Genomic DNA, 22,598 nt, shown 5'->3' with positions numbered 1-22,598 from the left:
ATGCAAACTCTGAACACCACGCTGCTGATTATCGGTGGCGGCCCTGGCGGCTATGTGACGGCGATCCGTGCCGGTCAGCTGGGCATTTCGACCATTCTGGTGGAAGGCGAATCGTTGGGCGGCACCTGCCTGAACATCGGCTGCATTCCGTCGAAGGCGCTGATTCATGTCGCCGAGCAGTTTCACCAGACGCAGCACCACAGCCAACATTCGGCCCTGGGCATCAGCGTTTCGACGCCGACCCTCGACATCACTAAGAGCGTCGAGTGGAAGGACGGCATCGTTGATCGCCTGACCACTGGCGTTTCCGCGTTGCTGAAGAAGCACAAGGTCCAGGTCGTTCAAGGCTGGGCGAAAGTAATCGACGGTAAAACCGTTGAAGTCGGCGACACGCGGATTCAGTGCGAGCACCTGGTGCTGGCCACCGGTTCGAAAAGCGTGAACCTGCCGATGCTGCCGATTGGCGGGCCGATCATCTCTTCTACCGAAGCCCTGGCGCCGAAGTCCGTGCCTAAACGACTGATCGTGGTCGGTGGCGGTTACATCGGTCTGGAGCTCGGGATTGCCTATCGCAAGCTCGGCGCCGAAGTCAGTGTGGTCGAGGCTCAGGATCGCATCCTGCCGGCCTACGACGCCGAATTGACTCAACCGGTGCACGAAGCACTCAAGCAACTTGGCGTGAAGCTTTACTTGAAACACAGCGTTCAAGGCTTTGATTCTACAAACAATACTTTGCAAGTTCTGGATCCGGATGGCGACGTTCTGAACCTTGAAACCGATCAGGTCCTGGTAGCGGTCGGTCGCAAGCCGAACACCCAGGGCTGGAACCTTGAAGGGCTGAACCTGGCCATGAACGGTTCGGCGATCAAGATCGACAATCGCTGCCAGACCAGCATGCGCAATGTCTACGCCATCGGCGATTTGAGTGGCGAACCGATGCTCGCGCACCGGGCCATGGCTCAGGGCGAGATGGTCGCCGAGTTGATCAGCGGCAAATCCCGCGAGTTCAACCCGACCGCCATCGCCGCCGTGTGCTTTACCGACCCGGAACTGGTGGTGGTCGGCAAGACCCCGGACGAGGCCAAGGCTGCCGGATTGGACTGCATCGTTTCGAGCTTCCCGTTCGCGGCCAATGGCCGGGCGATGACCCTGGAATCGAAAACCGGCTTCGTGCGGGTGGTCGCTCGTCGGGACAATCATCTGATTGTGGGTTGGCAAGCGGTCGGCGTGGGAGTTTCGGAGTTGTCGACCGCGTTCGGCCAGAGCCTGGAAATGGGCGCCCGGCTGGAAGACATCGCCGGCACCATCCACGCGCACCCGACGCTGGGCGAGGCGGTGCAGGAAGCGGCGTTGCGTGCGCTTGGGCATGCGCTGCACCTGTAAACGCTATCAAACTGTGGCGAGGGAGCTTGTGCTCCCGTTGGGTCGCAAAGCGGCCCCTTGCTGACTTCCCGGGATACCGAGTTGTCAGGATTTACGACTGCTTCGCAGCCGAGCGGGAGCAAGCTCCCTCGCCACAGGTATTTTGAACAATGAAGAATCGGCGGCAAATTTCATGAGCTACCTAAGAAATCTGCCAATCAGCCGATAGTCCGGGCTGCGAAACAGGCCCGGAATGAAGTATTGTTGTCCCCATCCAGAAAAACGTCAGAAGCCTTGAACCGTTTCGGCGGTTGTTAAGTGATAGAGGGTGTCATGGGTAACGAAAGCATCAATTGGGACAAGCTGGGTTTTGACTACATCAAGACAGACAAGCGTTTCTTGTCGTACTGGCGCAATGGCGAGTGGGACGCAGGCACCCTGACCGAAGATAACGTGCTGCACATCAGCGAAGGCTCGACTGCCCTTCACTATGGCCAGCAGTGCTTCGAAGGCATGAAGGCCTATCGTTGCAAGGACGGCTCGATCAACCTGTTCCGCCCGGACCAGAACGCCCTGCGCATGCAGCGCAGCTGTGCTCGCCTGCTGATGCCGTTCGTGGAAACCGAGCAGTTCATCGAAGCCTGCAAGGCTGTGGTCCGCGCCAACGAGCGTTTCATCCCGCCTTATGGCACTGGCGGCGCGCTGTACCTGCGTCCGTTCGTGATCGGCGTGGGTGACAACATCGGCGTGCGCACCGCTCCCGAGTTCATCTTCTCGATCTTCGCGATCCCGGTCGGTGCCTACTTCAAGGGCGGCCTGACCCCGCATAACTTCCTGATCTCCAGCTTCGACCGCGCAGCCCCACAAGGCACCGGCGCGGCCAAGGTCGGTGGCAACTACGCCGCCAGCCTGATGCCAGGCTCCCAAGCCAAGAAGGCGCACTTTGCCGACTGCATCTACCTGGACCCGATGACCCACACCAAAATCGAAGAAGTCGGCTCGGCCAACTTCTTCGGGATCACCCACGACAACAAGTTCGTCACCCCGAACTCGCCATCGGTACTGCCGGGCATCACCCGTCTGTCGTTGATCGAGCTGGCGAAATCGCGTCTGGGCCTGGAAGTGATCGAAGGCGACGTGTTGATCGACAAACTGTCGGACTTCAAGGAAGCAGGCGCTTGCGGCACCGCTGCCGTGATTACGCCAATCGGCGGCATCAGCTACAACGATCACCTGCACGTGTTCCACAGCGAAACCGAGGTCGGCCCGGTCACCCAAAAGCTCTACAAAGAGCTGACCGGTGTACAGACCGGCGACATCGAAGCGCCAGCGGGCTGGATCGTTAAGGTCTGACCTGACGTAGCTGTCGCTTGAGTAAAAAAGCCCGGCCATCAAATTGATGGCCGGGCTTTTTTTCGCTAGTGCTTTCATGCAAAAGGTCACTAGACTTGCCGGCAACCGATCAATAGGCGCTCTCCACACCATGGGCAAACTCTGGCGAAAGTATCTGGCCTTGCTGGACACTGAGTTCACCACGCAAGTGTTCGACAACATCAAGAACCTGCTGGTGTGCGCGTTGCTGCTCGCGGCAGGCACTAATGCGCTGCACAGCAGCCATCACATGTTCCTGGGACTGTTCGCCGCGGACGTAGCGGGCTGGTCGCTGATCGCGGTGTCGGCGCTGCTGATGGTGCTCAATGTCAGCGACGGTTTGCGGCGCTTGTCTCGGTTGCCGTATCACACAGCGTTTCAGGTGGTCTTGTTTCTGGTTTACCTGGTGTTGGCGATACGAGTGGTGGAAATTGTCTGGGATTTCCGGGCGTAGGGCAGATCAAAAGATCGCAGGCTGCGCCAGCGCCTACATAAATCACGCCGCAGCCCAATCTCCTTGACGAATCACAAGCCCCCCGTAGGAGCTGCCGAAGGCTGCGATCTTTTGATCTTGACCTGTTGAATCGACGAATCCGGCACCACCACATCAAACCGCACCCCAATCTCCTTACGCCCCAACGCCGTCAACGCCAACGCCCGACTGTCCAGATCCTGGGTCACCCATTTGCGCTTGATCGCCGTTTGCAACAACGCCGCCCCCAGTGAACCGCCCAAATGCGGCCGGCGCATACTCCAGTCCAGGCACGGGCAGGCAAACCGCCGGCGCAACGCGCTCAAATCCTTGACCTCAACCCCCAAGCCCTCGAACAACGCCTCGCCGCTCTCGCTCAGTTGATAAACCTGCTCATCGGTTTCCAGCAACCACCCCGCCTCGATCATCCGGTCATGCAGCAACACCGCCAGGGTGCCGGCCATGTGGTCGTAGCAAGTGCGGGCGAATTGCAGGCGATCCGGGGTGCGCGAATTGAACGTCGGCGCGGCGTTCTGGCCGAGCTCCATCAAGGCTTCCAGTGCTTGGGCCACACGCTTGTCCGCGAGGCTGTAATAACGATGGCGGCCCTGAACGTGCAGCCGCACCAGCGCCGATTCCTTGAGTTTGGCCAAGTGCGCGCTGGCGGTGGAGGCACTGACCTCGGCAATCGCCGCCAGCTCGGTGCTGGTGCGGGCGTGGCCGTCCATCAACGAGCAGAGGATTTTCGTCCGGGCCGGCTCCGCAATCGCGGCCGCCACTTGAGAAACGCCGATGTCGTGTTGTTCAACGTTCATATTTCGCTCCCGGACGAATCAAGGCCTGGTTGGACTGGAGATAGTAGCAACACTTTTCCCACCACGAACAAGGCTGCGACCCATGGACCCGATCATCGCTGCGACTCATGCCGACCCTTACCCGTATTACGCGCAACTGCGCGCCGAGGGTGGGCTGGTTTTTCATCAAGGACTGAAACTGTGGGTGGCCAGCAGTGCTGACGCCGTGGCGGCGGTGTTCGCGCATCCGGACTGCCAGGTGCGCCCGCTGAGTGAGCCGGTGCCCAAGACGATTGTTGAAGGATTGGCCGGCGAAGTATTCGGTCGGTTGATGCGGATGAATGAAGGTGAACCGCAGCGCTGCCCGAGGTCGGCGATTGAGCCGGGACTGGCGTTGATCGACCGGAATGAAGTGCAAGCTTTGGTCAATGCGCGGTTGATCACCCCGGACGCCGAGGGTCTGTCCAAAGCGATGTTCCGCGGTCCGGTGTGCGTGGTGGCGGCGTTGTTGGGGTTCTCCCCTGCTCAGGGTCGGATGATCAGTGAGTTGACGGCGGACTTCGTGGCCTGCCTATCGCCGCTGAGTAGCCAGGCTCAACTGGATGCTGCGCATGGGGCGACTGAACAGTTGCGGGGTTATTTCATTGAGTTGCTGGATGATCCGGGCGCGCAAAGCCCACTGTTGAGCGACATCAAGCAGCGGTTCGGTGCTTCGGATAACGAGAGGCTGATCGCCAATCTGATCGGGCTGTGCTCCCAGGCCTATGAAGCCACGGCTGGGCTGATCGGTAATGCGTTGGTGACGTTGATTCGCAATCCATCGTTGCAGCGTGATTCGGCATCCATTGACGTTCTGATTTCAGAAGTCCAACGCTTCGATCCATCGGTGCAGAACACCCGTCGTTTCGTCGCCGCACCTTGCGAAATAGCCGGCGTGAGCCTGAACCCCAGCGACGCGATCCTGGTGTTGCTGGCCTCAGCCAACCGCGATTCGCAGCTCAATGACAACCCTGACGTTTTTCTTCTCGACCGTCCGAATCGTCGCAGCTTTACCTTCGGTTCCGGCCGCCACCAATGCCCCGGGCAGAGGCTGGCATTGAGTATCGCCACCGCCACGCTGACGCAGATTCTGGCGATGAAACCTGCGCTGGAGCGTTTGACCTGGCACTACCGCCCATCCTTGAACGGTCGTATTCCGCTGTTCAGGGAGGTACAAACATGAACGCTTACGCGGCGGTGCGGTGTTCCACCGTCAGGTGAGACAACTCATGAACCGGCGCCAGACGCTCGCGAATCACCTCGGCACTGACGCTGGCCGCCGCGACCACGCTGACAATCGCCGCCCGCGCGTCAGGGCCGACCTGCCAGACGTGCAGGTCACTGATGGTCACGTCCCCCGACGACTCCAGCAACTCGCGAATTTCCTCGGCCACGTGTTCATCAGTGGTATCGAGCAGCACGGCGGCGCTGTCACGCATCAGGCCATAGGCCCAATTCGCGATCACGATGGCGCCGACGATGCCCATCGCCGGATCGAGCCAGACCCAGCCCAAATAACGGCCGGCGAGCAACGCGGCGATGGCCAGGATCGAGGTCAAGGCATCGGCCAGTACGTGGACGTAGGCTGAACGCAGATTGTTGTCGTGATGATGACCATGGTCGTGGCTGTGGCCGTGATCATGGCCATGATGACCATGATTACCCGCCAGCAGAAACGCGCTGGCGATGTTTACCGCCAGCCCCACCACGGCAATCACCGTCGCCTCGGTGAAGGCCACCGTGGTCGGCTGGAACAGACGCAGGATCGACTCGCCGGCAATACCGAGCGACACCAGCCCCAGCACCATCGCCGAGGCAAAACCGGCCAGGTCACCGACCTTGCCCGTGCCGAAACTGAATCGCGCATTACTGGCATGACGCCGGGCAAACGCGTAGGCCGCCGCTGCGATGCCCAGGGCCACGGCATGGGTCGCCATGTGGAAACCGTCTGCCAGCAGCGCCATGGAGCCGGTGATGTAACCGGCGGCGATTTCGCCAATCATCATCACGAAGGTCAACGCCACCACCCACAATGTGCGGCGGGCGTTTTCATCGTGGGATGCACCGAGGAACATGTGATCGTGGGCGAAGCTTGAAGCCTGAGGTGTCAGTGTCATGTGGGTTGCAACTCTATTTCGAATAACGGCGGATGGCTTGCAGCAAGTCTTCCACGCCTTGGGCGCGTTCTTCGTTGCTGAGATCGGGATGGGCCACGTGCTCACGGGCGTGGGCGTCGATGAACTGATCCAGCAAACCGTTGACCGCGCCACGGATCGCCGCGACCAGGTGTAAGGTCTTGGCGCAGTCGGCGTCAGACTCGAGCGCCTTCTCCACCGCCTGAACCTGCCCGGCAATGCGCCGAACTCGGTTGAGCAAATCGTCTTTGTGTTCGTGAATGTGCGACATACCTATACCCCCTACCCCTATCTGGCGAGCATAGTCACTGATATGGCCGGGGCTGGCAAGGTGTTACTGGAAGTTTCTACAGCTGGACGGCGTTAGCGTCTTCAATCATCCCGCGTCAGCACTTCCAGCAATTCAATCTCGAAAATCAAATTCGAATTCGGCGTTATCGCGCCCATCGTCCGTTCGCCATACGCCAGATGCGCCGGCACCAGCAGCTTGCGTTTGCCGCCGACCTGCATGCCCATGATCCCCTGGTCCCAACCCTTGATCACCCGCCCAGTCCCAATCACGCACTGAAAAGGTTTGCCACGGCTGTAGGAGGAATCGAATTCGGTGCCGTCTTCCAGCCATCCGCGATATTGAGTGGTGATCAGCGCGCCTTTGACCGCTGCTTTGCCGTCGCCCAACTCAAGGTCGATTACCTGAAGCTCATCATTCATTACATGCACTCGTCTGTTCACACCCTCGAAAGGGCTTCATGGGCAGCGTTTTCCCAGAATTGCAGGCAATTGGCAACCGTTCGGAGCGGTTTAGATCTATTTCCGGCAGTAAGCGTGAACTAATATATGCGCCATCCCCCCACGGTTAAACTCGCCATGACGGCCATCCCTGAATGAGTGTCCTCTGGATCAGCGCTGCCATTGGCTCAGTGATGCTTGCCGTGCTTGTTGCGCTGGTCTGTCGCCAGTATTCCCTGCAACAGCAACTGGTCGAATGCCGTGCGCTGATCGCCAGTCTTTCCACGGGACAAAACATCCATCTGGACGGTGACGCCGAGCGCTTTAAACGCAGCCAGTACTTCGCCCGCATCGGCACTTGGGACTGGGAAGTGGACACCGACAAGCTCTATTGGTCGGAGGCGATCTACGGCATGTTCGGGTTCAAGATCGGTGAAGTCACGCCCTCCTACGCCCTGTTCTGTTCCTGCGTGCACCCGGACGACCGGGCCAAGGTCCGCGCCGGAGAGCTGCGTTGCCTGGAAACCGGCGAGAACCATGACGAGGAATACCGCGTGGTCTGGCCCGACGGCACCATCCGCTGGTTGCGCGAGACCGGCAATGTGGTGAAGAACGATCACGACGCCACGATCAAGATGATGGGCGTGGTCCGCGACATCACCGAAGAAAAGGCGTCCGCCAGTTACCTGCAACACCTGGCCCATTACGACCCGCTGACCGGCCTGCCCAATCGCCTGGTGCTCGAAGAGCGCCTGTCCGAGGCACTGGAACAGGCACGCATCAGCGCCACACGGGTGGCGCTGGTGTTTGTCGACCTCAATGGTTTCAAGGCAATCAACGACCATTACGGCCACGCGGCTGGCGACCGGGTGCTGGTCACCACCGCCACGCGACTCAAGAGAATCCTGCGCTCAACCGACACCGTCGCGCGGATTGGCGGCGACGAATTCGTGGTGATCCTCCAAGGCCTGCCGCAAGGCATCAACCTGCAAGATGAAGCCCGCAGCATCTGCCAGAAAATCTTCGTCGAACTCTCACCGCCAGTGACGATTGGCAATGATCAACGACACATCGGCACCAGCCTTGGGGTCGCGGTGTTCCCGGATCATGCGCCGAGCATGGATCGGCTGATTCATATTGCGGATCTGGCGATGTATGAGGCGAAACGCAGTGGGAATAATCAGTATCGGTTGGGGACCAACAGCCCGATGCGCGTGCACAGCGAGTAGCTTCGCACGAGCGCCAAGACTCTAGTTCTGAGGCTTACCGCTCCACCGGCGTGACATCCACAATCGTCCCGCTGGTAATCAACACCATCATGTATTTGTCATTGATCTGCACCCACTGCGCATCAGACGTCGGCGCCTTCAGGCCTTTCGCCTTCCAGTTTTTCACGGCTTTTTCGCTGCGCTGATAAACCTCCGGCGCGCGATCGCCTTTCACCAGGCTGCGGGAGTTGTTGACGCCGGGCTGGACGGTTTTCTGCGGCTCGGCGGCTTGAACGATGGGATTGATAGCGGCGATACCGGCGACAAGGGCGAGGCTGGCGATAAGGGTTTTGCTGTTCATCGGTGAACCTCTTGGGATGTCGTGGTTACTGAGTTCCGACTGCGCGCGTGGCGAATCATTCCTTACTGTAGCGATGATTCTGCGGCCCACTGTACGGGAGACGTCGCGCCGGGTCGGCGTAGGCTGCGAAAAAACATCGGGATTCGCCATGCACATCGCCATTTTGACCTTCGACGGTTTCAACGAACTGGATTCGCTGATTGCCTATGGCATGCTCAGCCGCGTTTCGCTGCTGGGGGACCAGGACTGGCGGGTGAGCATTGCGTCGCCAACGCCACGAGTGACGTCGATGAACGGTTTGACCATCGATTCGCACATCGATCTGCAGCAAGCCTGCGCCGCCGATGCAGTGCTGTTCGGCAGTGGCATGAAGACCCGGGAAGTGGCCAGCGACCCGGTGATCATGGATCAACTGAAATTCGACCCGGCGCGGCAACTGCTGGGCTCGCAATGCTCCGGCACGTTCCTGCTGGCCAAGCTCGGGCTGCTCGGCGATACGCCGGCCTGCACCGACACCACCAGCAAACCCTGGGTGCAGGCGGCCGGGGCCAATATCGTGAATCAGGCGTTTTATGCCAATGGCAACATCGCCACGGCGGGCGGTTGTTTGTCGGCGCAATACTTGTCGGCGTGGGTGTTAGCCCGGCTCAAGGGTGTTGAAACGGCGCGGGAAGTCCTGCACTACTTTGCGCCGGTGGGTGAGAAGGAAAATTATGTGGCGCGGGGGATGGCGCATATCGAGGCGTATATCTGACTGATGGGTTGCCGGTTAGACCGTCATCGCGAGCAAGCTCACTCCCACAGTTGATCGCTGTTGTTCACAGATTTTGTGTTCGCGGCAAATCCCTTGTGGGAGCGGGCTTGCTCGCGAAGGCGTCGTGTCAGGCGACATCAATACCAAGCGCATTGATCCGCTTCACGCATCAATGCATGCCAACTATGCAATTAACATATCGATCCCCCTGTTCCACTATCCGCGCCAATAAGAACCGTGCGCTGCCCCCACGCGGCGCACGTCATAAAAGCGGTGGAGTACACGTCAATGACAGCATCAATCCCTTCCGGGCGTTCTCACGCCGGTTCGATTTTCCGGGTGACCTCCGGCAACTTCCTCGAACAGTTCGACTTCTTCCTTTTCGGCTTCTACGCCACCCAGATCGCCGCCGTGTTCTTCCCGGCCAGCAGTGAGTTTGCCTCGCTGATGATGACTTTCGCGGTGTTCGGCGCCGGGTTCCTGATGCGCCCGCTCGGCGCTGTGGTGCTGGGCGCTTACATCGATGATGTGGGCCGGCGCAAAGGCTTGATCGTCACGCTGTCGATCATGGCCAGCGGCACGATTCTGATTGTGCTGGTGCCCGGATACGAAACCATCGGACTGTTTGCACCGGCCCTCGTGTTGATTGGCCGCTTACTGCAAGGTTTCTCGGCCGGTGCGGAAATGGGTGGCGTCTCGGTGTACCTCTCGGAGATTGCCACGCCGGGCAACAAGGGCTTTTTCACCAGTTGGCAGTCGGCCAGCCAGCAAGTGGCGATCATTGTCGCGGCAGCGCTGGGCTATGGGCTGAACCAATGGATGGCGCCGACGATGATTGCCGATTGGGGCTGGCGGATTCCGTTTTTCGTTGGCTGCATGATCGTGCCGTTCATCTTTTTCCTGCGCCGCAACCTGGAAGAAACCGCCGAGTTCGCTGCGCGCAAACACCGCCCGAGCATGGGCGAAGTGTTCCGCACCCTGGCGCAGAACTGGGGCATCGTGCTCGGCGGGATGATGATGGTCGCCCTGACCACCACCGCGTTTTACCTGATCACCGTGTACGCGCCGACCTTCGGCAAAACCGTGCTGCACTTGAGCACCTCCGATGCGTTGCTGGTGACGTTACTGGTGGGTGTTTCGAACTTCTTCTGGCTGCCGATTGGCGGCGCCTTGTCCGACCGTATCGGCCGGCGCCCGGTGCTGATTGCCATGTCGCTGCTGACCCTGTCCACGGCCTATCCGGCGCTGACTTATCTGGTGAACGCACCGAGTTTCACCAACATGCTGCTGGTGTTGCTGTGGCTGTCGTTCATCTATGGCTTGTACAACGGCGCGATGGTCGCCGCCCTCACCGAAATCATGCCGGTGGAAGTGCGGGTCGCCGGGTTCTCGTTGGCGTATAGCCTGGCCACGGCGGTGTTCGGTGGTTTCACTCCGGCGATGTCGACGTTGCTGATCCAGTACACCGGCGACAAGGCTGCACCGGGTTACTGGATGAGTTTTGCCGCGCTCTGCGCGTTGTGCGCGACGCTGTTTCTCTATCGCCGCTCCACCGGTCGCCTGCAACCCGCCGTGTCGTGATTGACCTTTGACTGCGAGAAATAATCGATGAAAAAGCTTTTCAGCTATGCAGCGCTGGTCCTGATCGCCAGTTTGAGCACCGTCGCCCAAGCCGAAGAAATCCGTGTGATGACGTCCGGCGGCTTCACCGCTGCCTACAAAATCCTCGGCCCGGAATTCGCCGCATCCACCGGCAACACCCTGCACACCGACCTCGGCCCATCGATGGGTAAGGCGCCGGAAGCGATCCCCAATCGCCTGGCTCGCGGTGAAAAAGCAGATGTGGTGATCATGGTCGGCTACGCGCTGGACGACCTGATCAAACAAGGCAAAGTCGACCCGGCTTCACGGGTGGAACTGGCGGATTCGCGGATTGGCCTGGTGGTGCGCGAAGGCGCAGCGAAACCGGACATCAGTTCGGTCGAGGCTTTGAAAAAGACCCTGCTCGACGCCAAGTCGGTAGCCTATTCCGATAGCGCCAGCGGTGTGTACATCGAGGAGCAGTTGTTCAAGAAGTTGGGCATCGAAGAGCAACTCAAGCCGAAGTCGAAGATGATCCCGAAAATCCCGGTGGGCTCGGTGGTTGCAACCGGCGATTATCAACTGGGCTTCCAGCAGGTCAGCGAATTGCTGCCGGTGCCGGGGGTGAGTTTTGTGGCGAAGATTCCGGAGTCGGTGCAATCGGTGACCCGTTTCGCCGCCGGCATTCCGGTGGGCGCGCAACACCCGGCCGAGGCCAAGGCGTTGCTGGACTACCTGGCCTCCCCGGCCGTTCAACCGCAGGTGCAAGCCACCGGGCTGGACTCGGTCAGCCGCTGACCGCTGGCGGCTGGACTTTCATTGCCACCACCAGCCTTTCCAGTTCCAAGGCTGCCGGGGTCAACGTGCGACCCCGGCGCTTCAGTAGCCCGACACTGCGCATCACCAATGGATCGGTCAGCGGTACCCGGGTCAGAATCGGGTGATCTTCCGCTGGCATCGCCATCATCGGCACTGCCGCCACGCCCAGCCCAGCTTCCACCAGCCCGATCATCGTCGTGACGTGACGGGTTTCGCAGATGCTCGGCCGCTGCGGCACTACGCCGGCGAGCGCTTGATCGAGCAAAAAACGGTTGCCCGAAGTCTTGTCGAGCGAGATGTAGTCCTGCTGGTAAAACTCATCCCATGTCACGCTGCTGCGCCCGGCCAACGGGTGATCGCGCCGACAGGCCACCACGTAGCCCTCTTGCACCAGCGGTTCAAAATCGATCTCGGCTTCCAGCGTGCCCAAGAAGCTCAGGCCAAAATCCGCCTCGCCGTTGACCACGGCGCTCAGCACGTCGTGGGCGCTGGAATCGAGCACCTTGACCTTGATCCGGGGAAATTGCCGGTGGTAATGAGCGATCACCCGCGGCATAAAGTAGTACGCCGCCGACGGCACGCAGGCGACGGTGACATGCCCGAGCCGGGTTGAGGCGACTTCGCTGATGCCCAGCAGCGCCACGTCCAGATCGTCCAGCAATCGCTCGACGCTGGGGATGAAACCACGCCCGGCCTGGGTCAGGCTGACCTTGCGGGTGGTGCGCTCGAACAGCTTCACGCCGAGGGCGTCTTCAAGCTTTTCAATACGTCGGCTCAAGGCCGGTTGGGAGATGCGCACCGTATCGGCAGCCTTGCGAAAACTGCCCTGCTCAACCACGGCGCGGAAGGCTTGCAGATCGTTCAGGTCGAAGTTGATGGCCATGGTGCGCACTCGGGGGACGGGCAGATTGATCAGCTTATCCTATGAATGTAACTAATTGATGCAAAATGTAACCGTATAGCGGCGACTTCCAAGCCGCCATCGCGAGCAGGCTCACTCCCACAGGTTTCCCTGCCGACCACGAAATTTGTGTACTACCGAGATCCAATGTGGGAGCGAGCTTGCTCGCGAAGGCGGTACATCAGGCACCATCATCGCAACGGCATAGCTGACGCACGCTGCCCCAGCCTTTATCCTTGCTTCCCCCGCCGTACCGAGTCTATGGAGTTTCGCCATGCCCCATGAAGGCAACCTGTTGCAAGCCGCTGTCGTGTTTTTGTTCGCGGCGGTGCTCACCGTGCCGTTGGCCAAACGTCTGCAATTAGGCGCTGTGCTGGGTTATCTGTTTGCCGGGGTGATCATCGGGCCGTCGGTGCTGGGCTTGATCGGCAACCCGCAAAGCGTCAGCCATATCTCCGAACTTGGGGTGGTGTTGCTGCTGTTTATCATTGGCCTGGAGCTGTCGCCGCGACGTTTGTGGGTGATGCGTAAATCGGTGTTTGGCGTCGGTCTGGCGCAGGTGCTGCTGACCGGTTCGGTGATTGGTGTGCTGGCGTTGTTCGTGTTCGGCCAGTCGCTGAACAGCGCGATGGTGTTGGGCCTGGGTCTGGCGTTGTCGTCCACCGCGTTCGGCCTGCAAAGCCTGGCCGAGCGCAAGGAACTGACCAGCCCCCACGGGCGGCTGGCGTTTGCGATTCTGCTGTTCCAGGACATCGCCGCGATCCCGTTGATCGCCATGGTGCCGTTGCTGGCCGGCGGTGATCACACCACCAGTGCCGCTGAAGATCTGAATCACGGTTTGCGGGTGCTGGGCAGTATCGCGGTGGTGGTGATCGGCGGGCGTTACCTACTGCGGCCGGTGTTCCGGGTGGTGGCCAAGACAGGTCTGCCGGAAGTGTCCACCGCCACGGCGTTGCTGGTGGTGATCGGCACGGCGTGGTTGATGGACTTGGTCGGCGTCTCGATGGCGCTGGGCGCGTTCCTTGCCGGTTTGCTGCTGGCGGACTCCGAATACCGTCACGAACTGGAAGCGCAGATCGAACCGTTCAAAGGTTTGCTGCTGGGGTTGTTCTTCATCAGCGTCGGCATGGGCGCCAACCTGAGTCTGCTGTTGAGCGCGCCGATCACGGTGCTGGGGCTGACTTTGTTGCTGATCGCGATCAAGCTGCCGCTGCTGTTTGTCGTTGGTCGCCTCGCCGGTGGATTGGGCAGGGTCAGTGCGATTCGTCTCGGCATCGTGCTCGCGGCCGGTGGTGAATTTGCGTTTGTGGTGTTCAAGATCGGTCGCGACCAAGGCTTGTTCGAGCCGCGCCTGTACGACTTGCTGGTGCTGACAATCACCCTGTCCATGGCAGTGACGCCGCTGCTGTTGCTGCTCTGCGCGCGGCTGTATTCGCCCAAGGTGCAACCGGTGGTGGTGCCAGAGAAATTCCGCGAAATCGACACCGATGCGCCACGTGTGGTGATCGCCGGCATGGGCCGGATGGGCCAGATCGTTGCACGGATTTTGCGCGCGCAGAACATCAAGTTCGTGGCGCTGGATACATCGGTGGAAACCATCGAACTGTCCCGCAGTTTCGGCGGCGTGCCGGTGTTCTACGGCGACCCGATGCGCCCGGAAATTCTCAGCGCGGCCAAGGTTGAGCAGGCGGAATATTTCATCATCGCCACCGATGATCCGGACACCAACATCAAGACTGCGGAGGTGGTGCACCGTTTGTATCCGCACATCAAAATCATCGCCCGGGCGCGTAACCGTCAGCACGTTCACCGCTTGGTCGACCTGGGTGCCGAGGCGATTCGGGAAACCTACTATTCCAGCCTGGAAATGAGCCGGCGGACGCTGGTTGGCCTCGGGCTGACCCAGGCACAGGCCGATGCGCGGATCAAACGCTTCAAGCATCACGATGAACAGGTGCTCGAGGCGCAGCATGCGGTTTATGACGATGCGGCGAAGGTCTTGCAGACGGCGCAGGAAGCCCGGGCGGAATTGGCCAAGTTATTTGAATCGGATCAGTTGGAAGAGGAAGAGAAATCGGGCAAGGCTTGAGTCCTTGCGCGACCGTTGGACCGTCTTCGCGAGCAGGCTCGCTCCCACAGGGATCTTCGGTGGACACAGAATATGTGTACGACTGAGATCCCCTGTGGGAGCGAGCCTGCTCGCGAAGAACGATGACGCGGTATCAGATCAGGCCAACTCCAGCGCCTTCACCTCAACCGCAGCCTTCACCTCAAACCGGTCCGCCAGGAACGGCGTGATGTCCAGCGGCAACGGCTCGTCGTTCACCAGTTTATCCAGCAGCACCCCGGTAATCGCCGACGTCAGGATGCCAGTGCGGAAATGCCCACAAGCATTGAGATACCCTTGCACCCCTTTCATCGGCCCAAGAATCGGCAGTTCATCCGGTGACCCCGGTCGCAACCCGGCCCAGGTACGCTTGAGATTCACGTCCGCCAACTCCGGAATGCAGCGCACGGCGCCTTGCACCAATCCAGCAATCTCCGGGTAGGTGGTGGTGACGTCGAAGCCTTTGTCCTCGGTGGTGCTGCCGATCAGGATCTCGCCGTTGTCCTTCTGCGCCACGTAGCAATCGCTGGTGGTCAGGCAGCCACGCAGGATCTTCGGCATGCGCTCGGTCAGCAGGATCTGGCCCTTCACCGGGCTCACCGGAATGCGAATGCCGGTAGCCTGTTCACTCAAGTCTGCAGCCCAGGCGCCCGCCGCGTTGATCAGGGTGTTGCAATGAAACACCCCGGCCTCGGCGGTTTGCACGCCGGTGACTCGCGAGCCGTGGTGCAACACGCCGGTGACGTTGGTGTTGAAGTACATGTCCACGCCGTTCTGCCGCGCGCCTTCGGTATAGGCGTCGGCCAGGCGGAACGGGCTGACCTGATGGTCGCAGAGAAACTCCAGCGCCCCCCTCGCCTCATGGCTGACGGCGGGTTCGGCTTCGCGCAGTGCGGCTTGATCGAGCCAGCGCACCTGATCCGCCAGGTGCGGAATGCAGGCGACGATGTGCTCGGCGTAGAGCCGGTCTTCATCGTCGTAGATCACGAACTTCAGCCCGGTCTTCTCGAACTTGAAGTCCATGCCGTGGTTGTCCTGCAATTCTTTGTGCAGCTCCGGGTACATGGCGTTGGACTGCAAGGCGAAATCGAAGAACGACTGCGGCAGGATGTGCGGCGTGCTGGAGTCGACCACCACGGCTGAACCGTGGGCTTCACGCTTGCGGTTGGCTGACATCATCCGAAAGAAGATCACCCCGCAGCCCAGCCCGACTGATTCACCGATGGCCCACAAACCGCCGGCCGATGCCCGGGTCGCGTTGCCCGGCCGCTTGAAGTCGATCAACGCGACCTTAAGGTCTTTGCGCTTGGACAGTTGATAGGCGCAGGACGCCCCGATCACGCCGCCGCCGGCAATGACCACGTCATAGAACTTACTCATGGCTGGCGGCCTCCGTGGCGGCGTTGTGAAAGGCTGAAAACGGAATCGGGTCGATCGGAAAGCGCGGTCGCAGCCAGCCCACGTCCTGGCGCCCGGTGGCTTCGCGCAGCCTGTCGCTGCAATAGCCGACGCACATCCGCCCCTGACAGTCGCCCATGCTGACGCGGGTGCGCATTTTCAGGCTGGCCATGTCTTGCACGCCCTGGTCCAGTGCCCGGTCAATGTCGGCGCGGGTGGCGTGCTCGCAGCGGCAGATCACGGTGTCCGCGGCCGGCAATGCGGTCTGCCCGGCGCCGCGCCCGGTGTAGCGGTCAACCGCCGCACGGAAACGCACAATCGCCTTGAGCTTCGACAGGAAGCGGTCACGCCTGACCAGCGCCAGCTCCGTGTCCAGAACATCCCGTTGCAGCAACATCGATAGCGCCGCGATCCGCCCTGCCAGCATCGCCGCTTCACCGCCGCGAATCCCGCCCATGTCGCCAGCCAGGTGCACGTGCAGTTCATTGCTTTGCTGCCAGATATTGGCGTTGGCACGCAGGTAGCCGTCGTCGCTGAAGCCGTGGTTCAGGCCCATTTGCTGACTGAGCTGAGTACGAGGAATGAAGCCGTAACCGACCGCCAGGGTCTGGGCGGTGATCTGTTCGGCGCGGCTCAGGTCCGGCACCCAAGTGCGCGAATACGGCGCTACGGTGACAGATTGCAACTCGCCATCGCCCTGGGCCTCGACCACGCCCCAGCCGTAATGCATGGGGATGCCGTGCATTTTCATGAACGCCAACATGCTCAGGCCATCGAGAAACAGCTGTGGCTTGTTCAGCAGCGCCAGGCTTTCCCGGGCGATTTTGCCGAACGCGCACGCTTCATACACCCCGGCGACCGTCACCCCGGACGCGTGCAACTGACACGCCACCAATGGCAGCAACGGCCCGGTGCCGGTGATGACCACCGGCCCTTGAGGCTTGACCACGCCGCTCTTGATTTGCAGCTGCAACCCGCCGAGCAGGATCACACCGGGCAAGGTCCAGCCAGGAAACGGCACGCTGCGCTCGTGGCAACCGGCAGCCAGCAGCAATTGCGGGTAGGCGATTTCGTGCAGGTGCTCATCGGCGTCCAGTACCACCAATGCGCGAGTGCCCTCGGCACCGACCACGCGATGGTTCAAGCGCACGTCGATCAACCCCGACTGTTCCTCAAACTCGCCGTGCAATCGGCTGAGGATTTCGGAATAACGCGGCCCCAGATAGTCGAGCTGAACGCCATCGCGCAGCGGCCCGCGATAGACCACACCGCCGAGTCGCGAGGCTTCTTCCAGCAAGATGCTACGCACGCCATGCCGGGCCAGTTCAATGGCCGCGGCCATGCCCGCCGGGCCGCCGCCGACGATCACCGGATGCAGGCTCATAAAGCCTCCTGCTCGGCGATGCGATTGACCTGGGTTTCGACGGTCATGCCGTCACGCGCGACGGTCTGGCAGGCGCGGCGCTTGTGCCGGCCATTGATTTTCACCAGGCAGCATTGGCACACGCCCATGCCGCAATAGGCGCCGCTGATTTGATCGTGATCGTTGCGAGCCACCTGGCGCAGACCAAGGGATTGAATGACCGTGAGGATGGTTTCGCCGATGGCGGCGCTAACCGCTTGGCCGTTGATGTGCAAAGTCATATCCGCCCTTACCAGCGGCTGGATATCGAAGGTTCTGTCTAAGCGTTGCATTGCGATGTTCTTCCGTGAAAGGTTCAGGTGGGTTTGTCAGCTCCATGCTGCACTACACCTTGCTGGCCAACTGATACGCAAAAAACGAGGAGGTCTGCACTGATACTTCGTCAGCAGCAATAGCTGCGCACCGAAGCACTGTAGTTGATGCCGCAGCGAGGGCTTGATTCATTTACGTTAAGCGATATTTCAGTTCGAAATATTGATCTACGCCAGTGAAACCCGCCCCGCGCTGGCCCGGCCGTCAGTTGGAAAACACGTACTGCCCCTTGATTTTTTTCGGACCGATAAAAGCCAGGTCCGGGAACAGCAGCGTCTTGAGCCAGGCGACATAAAACACGATGCCCAGGGTGATGGCGGCCCCAATCAGCGTCGAAATCGGGTCCTCGGTAATGCCTTTGAACATCTGCGCAGACTGGCTAAGGGAAAGGATCACGTAGATGGTGAAGTACTGCGCCCGATTCTTGTAAAAGCCGTACGCGAACCACAACGGAATGAGTGCAGCGAACAAGGTGAAAAACACCGTCGCCTTCGGCCCGATCATCGAGCCCAGGAAGAACCCTGCGACGGCACCGAGCACCGCTTGTGCGATAGTCAATCCGAGCAGGATTTTAACCTTGCCCTCATGCTGTTCCCGTCGCGCCGGGTCCGGATGTGTACCAATCCAGTAAGCCAGCACCTTGTCCTTGATCGCACCGCCGGAGAACGCCTTGAACGTCTCGGTTTTGGAGCGTCCGGCATCGAGCATCGCCACGATTTGCCGTTTGATTTCCTTCTTGTCCAACCTGATTCTCCTTGATGTACACAAATTAAATGTGGGAGCGGGCTTGCTCGCGAAAGCGGTGTATCAGTCAACATCAATGCTGAATGTCATACCGCTTTCGCGAGCAAGCCCGCTCCCACAGTGATAAATCGCGTTACATATTGCCCTAGAAAGCAAAACGCCGCTTCTACCAGAGGCAGAAGCGGCAGAGGCACGTGCCTCAGAGGGATCAGTGCATGAACAGGGCAATCAGGATGATGATCGGGATTGGCACGCCGAGAAAGAACAGAAGTAGTGAGCGCATGATGATTCTCCTGGGTTAGCGAACAGGTGGCAGCGAGGTGGTGGTGACGTAGGCATCGGACTCCAGATACACCACGGCATCCCGACGACGACCGCCGAAGGTAGCGGCAAGGCTGGCGAAAAACGCACCGGCCAGCAGCGCGACGAACATCCACAACGCGGTCCAGGCAGCGACTTTGGCGGCGGTGTCGGCAGCCTGTTTAGCGGCGAGTTTTTCGTCATCCACGGCTTTGTGAGCCTTGGCGAAGACTTCGTCTACACGGCGTTCGGCGTCGGCCTGGGTCAGGTTGGTGCGCTGGGCGACCAGTTGCGCGAGGTAGGTCCGGTCTTCGGCAGCCAGTTGGCCGTCGTTGCCCAAGGTGCGCACGAAGATCCGGGTAACGGTGCCACTGGCAGCGTCATCACCGACGGCGGCCGGGCGATCATCGCGGAACAGGCTGTCGACAAAATAACCGTACGGGTCACTGTTGGTGTTGCTGGCAGCGGTGCCCGCTGCTTGCGTCATCGCACTGGCGGCGCCGCCGGCGAAACTCGCCCCGGCCTGCATACCACCGCTGACGATACTGCTGACCGAGCCGACCACCAGGGTCGCCGTCACCAGCGTCGCCACGCACCAGGCCAGGAAGCCATGGGCGGTGTCGCGGAAATAGACTTCATCGCCATGCATATTGGCCCACTTCACCCGTAGGCGACCGGCAATGTAACCGCCGAGCCCGGAGGCAACGATTTGTGTGAAGGCCAGCCAAACGATCGTTGAAATGCCCAGGCCCTTGGCGCTGACGCCCTCGTTGGCCCATGGTGAGACAGCCGAAAAGCCCAGGCCGAAGCCGAGCAACACCAGAATCAACGACAACGCCGCTGCCGCAGCAGCCCCGGCGAAGATCGCGCCCCAGGACACGCCCGAGAGCGTGCTTGATTCATCTGCGGCAGGATAAAAACCCTCAGAAGATCTATTCATTATTGTTCTGCTCCAGGCATGAAAGTCGGTGTTACAACTCGTCAAAAAATGAATTGCAGGCACCGTGCCAGTCGCCAACTTTAAATAAATCTTTAATTTTCAATAGATTAAAAAAAATCCGGATTTTTGGACCATGCATTTTGCAAGAGCTGGCAAATATCAGCGGGTTTTATGCATTGAGCTCAATGCGAGCATTTGAGGTTGAGCAGTCTACTTGCGCTTGTAGCTTTTATTACCGCTGGGCGTCAGGCAATACACACCGCCTCGGGGCCCCGTGCAAAAAGAACTGGTGCCGCACGCACAGCCATCGCTGCTTTGTAAAAACGACTCGGGCCGCGCCTGACGCGGGCTGCCATACAGGGCTGAGCAACTCTTTTTCGAGGCGCTGATGGAGCCGTCATTACACAAAAACAGATCGCCATCGCAGCGATCAATCCCGCCCTTCTTCCCTGAACATGGAGTATTGCCAGCCCAGGTGGCTGAGCTGGCAAAGGTTAGTAACAGCAGCAACATCGGCATCCAGCCACGGCGAATCAGCGTGCGCACAGTGAAACTCCTGTCAAAGTAATGGCCCGATGATATCAGCCTTCCAGGCAAATTAACGCTGCGCTTGCAAGGTTGTTGAAGCAACATGAAAGTTAATTTACTAAGCCGCGAGCATTTCTTGGCAAAATGCCCTCACTCTGTATTGAACCGATTAGCAGGCCCCGCCCTATGACTCGAATCTTGACCATCGAAGACGACGCCGTGACCGCCCGGGAAATTGTGGCGGAATTGAGCAACCACGGTCTGGAGGTGGACTGGGTCGACAATGGTCGTGAAGGCCTGGCACGAGCGGTCAGCGGTGACTACGACCTGATCACCCTCGACCGCATGCTGCCGGAGCTCGATGGCCTGGCAATTGTCACCACGCTGCGGACCATGGGCGTGGCTACGCCGATTCTGATGATCAGCGCCCTCTCCGACGTCGACGAACGCGTGCGAGGCCTGCGTGCCGGCGGCGACGATTACCTGACCAAACCCTTCGCCACCGATGAAATGGCGGCGCGAGTGGAAGTGTTGCTGCGCCGGCAAAACACGGTCAGCTCCCACGCGACTACGCTGCGGGTGTCGGATCTGGAACTGAACCTGATCAGCCACGAAGCCAGCCGCAACGGCGAATTGCTGACGCTGCTGCCTACCGAATACAAGCTGTTGGAGTTCCTGATGCGCAACACCGGGCAGATTCTGTCGCGAATGATGATTTTCGAAGAAGTCTGGGGTTACCACTTCGACCCCGGCACCAACCTGATCGACGTGCACATCGGCCGTTTGCGCAAGAAGATCGACCCGCCCGGCAATGTCCCACTGATCCGGACTGTGCGAGGCTCGGGGTATGTCATTGCTGAACCCCTCTAAAGGCTGGCGCTCTTCCAGCAGCCGTTTGCTGGCGCTCTACAGTTCACTGTTCGTGGCCTGGAGCGGGATCCTCATGGGGGTTATGTACTACGAAGTCTCCGGCTATCTGGACAACCTCGCCAAGCATTCGCTGATGCAGCGCCAACACCTGTTTTCGCGCTTCCAGGGCGAACAACTGGTGGACGCCCTCGCCGCCAGCATGACCTTCGACATCCGCGGCATCGATGCCTATGGCCTGTTCGACGCCGAGCATCGCTACCTCAGCGGCGCCTTGCGCGAGATACCGTCGGATCTGCCGCTGGACGCCCGGATCCACATGCTCGCGGACTGCGCCGAGTCCGACGACCCGACCTTGCCCGAAGACAGCTGCGACGCCGTGGCGACCCCGACGCTGGACGGTCGCTGGCTAGTGCTGGTGCGCGACAACGGTTCGTTGTTTGCCGTGACCCGGATCATCCTCCGCGCGCTGTTCTGGGGGGTGTCCCTGACGATCCTGCCCGGCATCGCCGGCTGGCATTTGTTACGCCGCCGGCCGCTGCGGCGCATCCGCGCGATCCAGGCCAGTGCCGAAGCCATCGTCGCCGGCGACTTGACCCGCCGTTTGCCACTGTCCAACCGGCGCGACGAACTGGACATGCTCGCCGCCATCGTCAATGCCATGCTCGAGCGCATCGAGCGCCTGATGAACGAGGTCAAAGGCGTATGTGACAACATCGCCCATGACCTGCGTACCCCGCTGACCCGCCTGCGAGCGCAGTTGTACCGGATTCAGCAACAGGCCGACCAGAGCTCGCCCCTGGCGCAGCAACTGGATTCGGTGATGGCCGAGGCCGACACCTTGATGGCACGGTTTCGCGGCTTGCTGCGAATTTCCGAACTGGAGGATCGTCAGCGACGTTCAGGCTTTGTGCAGCTTGATCCAGTGCCTCTACTACAAGAGCTGCATGACTTCTATCTGCCGCTGGCGGAAGAAGGTGAACTGGTTTTTCAGCTGCAATTGCCAGCGTCCCTGCCTTCACTCAATGGCGATCGGGCGCTGTTGTTCGAGGCCATTGCGAACCTGTTGAGCAACTCGATCAAATTCACACCGCCGGGTGGCGAAGTGATTTTGCGTGGGGTTAATCAGGGTGGGCATACACGAATCGAAGTGCTCGATTCCGGGCCGGGCATTCCTCCGTCTGAACGTGAGGCGGTGTTCCAGCGGTTCTATCGGGCTGAGGGCGGCAATCAGCAGAGTGGATTTGGCTTGGGGCTATCGATCGTTGCGGCGATTGTCAGCCTGCACGGTTTCACCCTCGACGTCGGCACCAGCGACAGCGGCGGCGCGCGTTTGGCGCTGGATTGCCGGCAGAGTCTGATCCCCCAGAACTGACTGTAACAATGAAGCCCCCCTGTGGGAGCGGGCTTGCTCGCGAATGCGGTGGGTCATTCAACACTGATGTTGACTGAC

23 protein-coding genes are annotated in these 22,598 nt (G+C 60.2%); 11 read left to right on the top strand and 12 right to left on the bottom strand.

What is annotated here, in order from left to right:
- The 3 genes from lpdA to AC1MEW_RS16785 all read left to right on the top strand — a co-directional run bounded on the left by lpdA (nt 1) and on the right by AC1MEW_RS16785 (nt 3,187).
- Nucleotides 1–1,383, top strand: coding sequence for a dihydrolipoyl dehydrogenase (gene lpdA / locus AC1MEW_RS16795; protein WP_322268839.1), 1,383 nt, complete (start codon nt 1–3; stop codon nt 1,381–1,383).
- 312 nt (nt 1,384–1,695) lie between these two features.
- Nucleotides 1,696–2,715, top strand: a complete 1,020-nt coding sequence (locus AC1MEW_RS16790) for a branched-chain amino acid aminotransferase (RefSeq protein ID WP_201204451.1) — start codon at nt 1,696–1,698, stop codon at nt 2,713–2,715.
- Nucleotides 2,716–2,845: 130 nt separating this feature from the next.
- On the top strand, nt 2,846–3,187 hold the full coding sequence (locus tag AC1MEW_RS16785; protein ID WP_322268841.1) for a hypothetical protein: 342 nt from the start codon (nt 2,846–2,848) through the stop codon (nt 3,185–3,187).
- A gap of 71 nt (nt 3,188–3,258) precedes the next feature.
- On the opposite strand, the gene AC1MEW_RS16780 is transcribed toward AC1MEW_RS16785, so the two are convergent.
- A complete protein-coding gene (locus AC1MEW_RS16780) occupies nt 3,259–4,020 on the bottom strand; it encodes an ArsR/SmtB family transcription factor (RefSeq protein WP_480427126.1) in 762 nt (253 codons plus the stop codon).
- Nucleotides 4,021–4,102: 82 nt separating this feature from the next.
- Between AC1MEW_RS16780 and AC1MEW_RS16775 the strand changes: the two genes are divergently transcribed.
- On the top strand, nt 4,103–5,221 hold the full coding sequence (locus tag AC1MEW_RS16775) for a cytochrome P450 (protein ID WP_480427124.1): 1,119 nt from the start codon (nt 4,103–4,105) through the stop codon (nt 5,219–5,221).
- A gap of 4 nt (nt 5,222–5,225) precedes the next feature.
- Here AC1MEW_RS16775 and dmeF read toward each other — a convergent pair whose 3' ends face one another.
- The 3 genes from dmeF to AC1MEW_RS16760 form a co-directional block, all read right to left on the bottom strand.
- Nucleotides 5,226–6,155: a CDF family Co(II)/Ni(II) efflux transporter DmeF gene (dmeF, locus tag AC1MEW_RS16770; protein ID WP_322268844.1), complete on the bottom strand. Its 930-nt coding sequence runs from the start codon at nt 6,153–6,155 to the stop codon at nt 5,226–5,228.
- Between the two features lie 13 nt (nt 6,156–6,168).
- On the bottom strand, nt 6,169–6,444 hold the full coding sequence (locus AC1MEW_RS16765) for a metal/formaldehyde-sensitive transcriptional repressor (protein WP_201257098.1): 276 nt from the start codon (nt 6,442–6,444) through the stop codon (nt 6,169–6,171).
- 101 nt (nt 6,445–6,545) lie between these two features.
- A complete protein-coding gene (locus AC1MEW_RS16760; protein WP_169368969.1) occupies nt 6,546–6,884 on the bottom strand; it encodes an FKBP-type peptidyl-prolyl cis-trans isomerase in 339 nt (112 codons plus the stop codon).
- Between the two features lie 173 nt (nt 6,885–7,057).
- Here AC1MEW_RS16760 and AC1MEW_RS16755 point away from each other — a divergent pair, with 173 nt between their 5' ends.
- Nucleotides 7,058–8,131: a diguanylate cyclase domain-containing protein gene (locus AC1MEW_RS16755; protein ID WP_480427122.1), complete on the top strand. Its 1,074-nt coding sequence runs from the start codon at nt 7,058–7,060 to the stop codon at nt 8,129–8,131.
- Between the two features lie 34 nt (nt 8,132–8,165).
- Here the strand turns inward: AC1MEW_RS16755 and AC1MEW_RS16750 are convergent, their stop codons facing one another.
- Nucleotides 8,166–8,471, bottom strand: a complete 306-nt coding sequence (locus AC1MEW_RS16750; protein WP_201257100.1) for an RcnB family protein — start codon at nt 8,469–8,471, stop codon at nt 8,166–8,168.
- A gap of 148 nt (nt 8,472–8,619) precedes the next feature.
- Here AC1MEW_RS16750 and AC1MEW_RS16745 point away from each other — a divergent pair, with 148 nt between their 5' ends.
- The 3 genes from AC1MEW_RS16745 to AC1MEW_RS16735 all read left to right on the top strand — a co-directional run bounded on the left by AC1MEW_RS16745 (nt 8,620) and on the right by AC1MEW_RS16735 (nt 11,604).
- The gene (locus tag AC1MEW_RS16745) at nt 8,620–9,225 is read left to right on the top strand and encodes a DJ-1/PfpI family protein (protein WP_201257096.1); all 606 of its coding nucleotides are present in this window, start codon (nt 8,620–8,622) and stop codon (nt 9,223–9,225) included.
- Between the two features lie 288 nt (nt 9,226–9,513).
- Complete coding sequence (gene tcuC, locus AC1MEW_RS16740; RefSeq protein ID WP_201204472.1) at nt 9,514–10,806, top strand: MFS transporter; 1,293 nt, start codon at nt 9,514–9,516, stop codon at nt 10,804–10,806.
- 27 nt (nt 10,807–10,833) lie between these two features.
- The gene (locus AC1MEW_RS16735) at nt 10,834–11,604 is read left to right on the top strand and encodes a substrate-binding domain-containing protein (protein ID WP_322268849.1); all 771 of its coding nucleotides are present in this window, start codon (nt 10,834–10,836) and stop codon (nt 11,602–11,604) included.
- On the opposite strand, the gene AC1MEW_RS16730 is transcribed toward AC1MEW_RS16735, so the two are convergent.
- Nucleotides 11,594–12,508 (bottom strand): LysR family transcriptional regulator, encoded by a 915-nt coding sequence (locus tag AC1MEW_RS16730; RefSeq protein ID WP_201257095.1) that lies wholly within the window; start codon nt 12,506–12,508, stop codon nt 11,594–11,596. The genes AC1MEW_RS16735 and AC1MEW_RS16730 overlap by 11 nt on opposite strands.
- Nucleotides 12,509–12,800: 292 nt before the next feature.
- Here AC1MEW_RS16730 and AC1MEW_RS16725 point away from each other — a divergent pair, with 292 nt between their 5' ends.
- Entirely contained in the window at nt 12,801–14,615 is a 1,815-nt protein-coding gene (locus tag AC1MEW_RS16725; protein ID WP_201257072.1) for a monovalent cation:proton antiporter-2 (CPA2) family protein, read from the top strand.
- Between the two features lie 138 nt (nt 14,616–14,753).
- On the opposite strand, the gene hcnC is transcribed toward AC1MEW_RS16725, so the two are convergent.
- From hcnC to AC1MEW_RS16695, 6 genes are all read right to left on the bottom strand, one after another.
- Entirely contained in the window at nt 14,754–16,013 is a 1,260-nt protein-coding gene (gene hcnC / locus AC1MEW_RS16720; protein WP_480427117.1) for a cyanide-forming glycine dehydrogenase subunit HcnC, read from the bottom strand.
- A complete protein-coding gene (gene hcnB / locus AC1MEW_RS16715; protein WP_480427115.1) occupies nt 16,006–17,415 on the bottom strand; it encodes a cyanide-forming glycine dehydrogenase subunit HcnB in 1,410 nt (469 codons plus the stop codon). Before hcnB ends, hcnC begins: the two co-directional genes overlap by 8 nt.
- Nucleotides 17,412–17,726, bottom strand: coding sequence for a (2Fe-2S)-binding protein (locus AC1MEW_RS16710; RefSeq protein WP_480427113.1), 315 nt, complete (start codon nt 17,724–17,726; stop codon nt 17,412–17,414). The genes hcnB and AC1MEW_RS16710 overlap by 4 nt, the downstream gene beginning before the upstream one ends.
- Nucleotides 17,727–17,970: 244 nt before the next feature.
- Nucleotides 17,971–18,510 (bottom strand): hypothetical protein, encoded by a 540-nt coding sequence (locus AC1MEW_RS16705; RefSeq protein ID WP_201257076.1) that lies wholly within the window; start codon nt 18,508–18,510, stop codon nt 17,971–17,973.
- 298 nt (nt 18,511–18,808) lie between these two features.
- Entirely contained in the window at nt 18,809–19,750 is a 942-nt protein-coding gene (locus AC1MEW_RS16700; RefSeq protein WP_480427111.1) for a hypothetical protein, read from the bottom strand.
- A 210-nt stretch (nt 19,751–19,960) separates the two neighbouring features.
- Nucleotides 19,961–20,296: a YdcA family protein gene (locus AC1MEW_RS16695; RefSeq protein WP_201257077.1), complete on the bottom strand. Its 336-nt coding sequence runs from the start codon at nt 20,294–20,296 to the stop codon at nt 19,961–19,963.
- Between the two features lie 168 nt (nt 20,297–20,464).
- On the opposite strand from AC1MEW_RS16695, the gene AC1MEW_RS16690 reads away from it, so the two are divergent.
- Together AC1MEW_RS16690 and AC1MEW_RS16685 are read left to right on the top strand one after the other, a co-directional pair.
- Nucleotides 20,465–21,148 (top strand): response regulator transcription factor, encoded by a 684-nt coding sequence (locus tag AC1MEW_RS16690; RefSeq protein ID WP_201204485.1) that lies wholly within the window; start codon nt 20,465–20,467, stop codon nt 21,146–21,148.
- Nucleotides 21,126–22,520, top strand: a complete 1,395-nt coding sequence (locus tag AC1MEW_RS16685; protein WP_201257078.1) for a sensor histidine kinase — start codon at nt 21,126–21,128, stop codon at nt 22,518–22,520. The genes AC1MEW_RS16690 and AC1MEW_RS16685 overlap by 23 nt, the downstream gene beginning before the upstream one ends.
- Nucleotides 22,521–22,598 lie beyond the last annotated feature (78 nt).

Source organism: Pseudomonas sp. ASL4, from assembly GCF_056680395.1.
The sequence above is the reverse complement of the archived record's forward strand: the minus strand, read 5'-3'. Positions and strand labels throughout refer to the sequence as shown.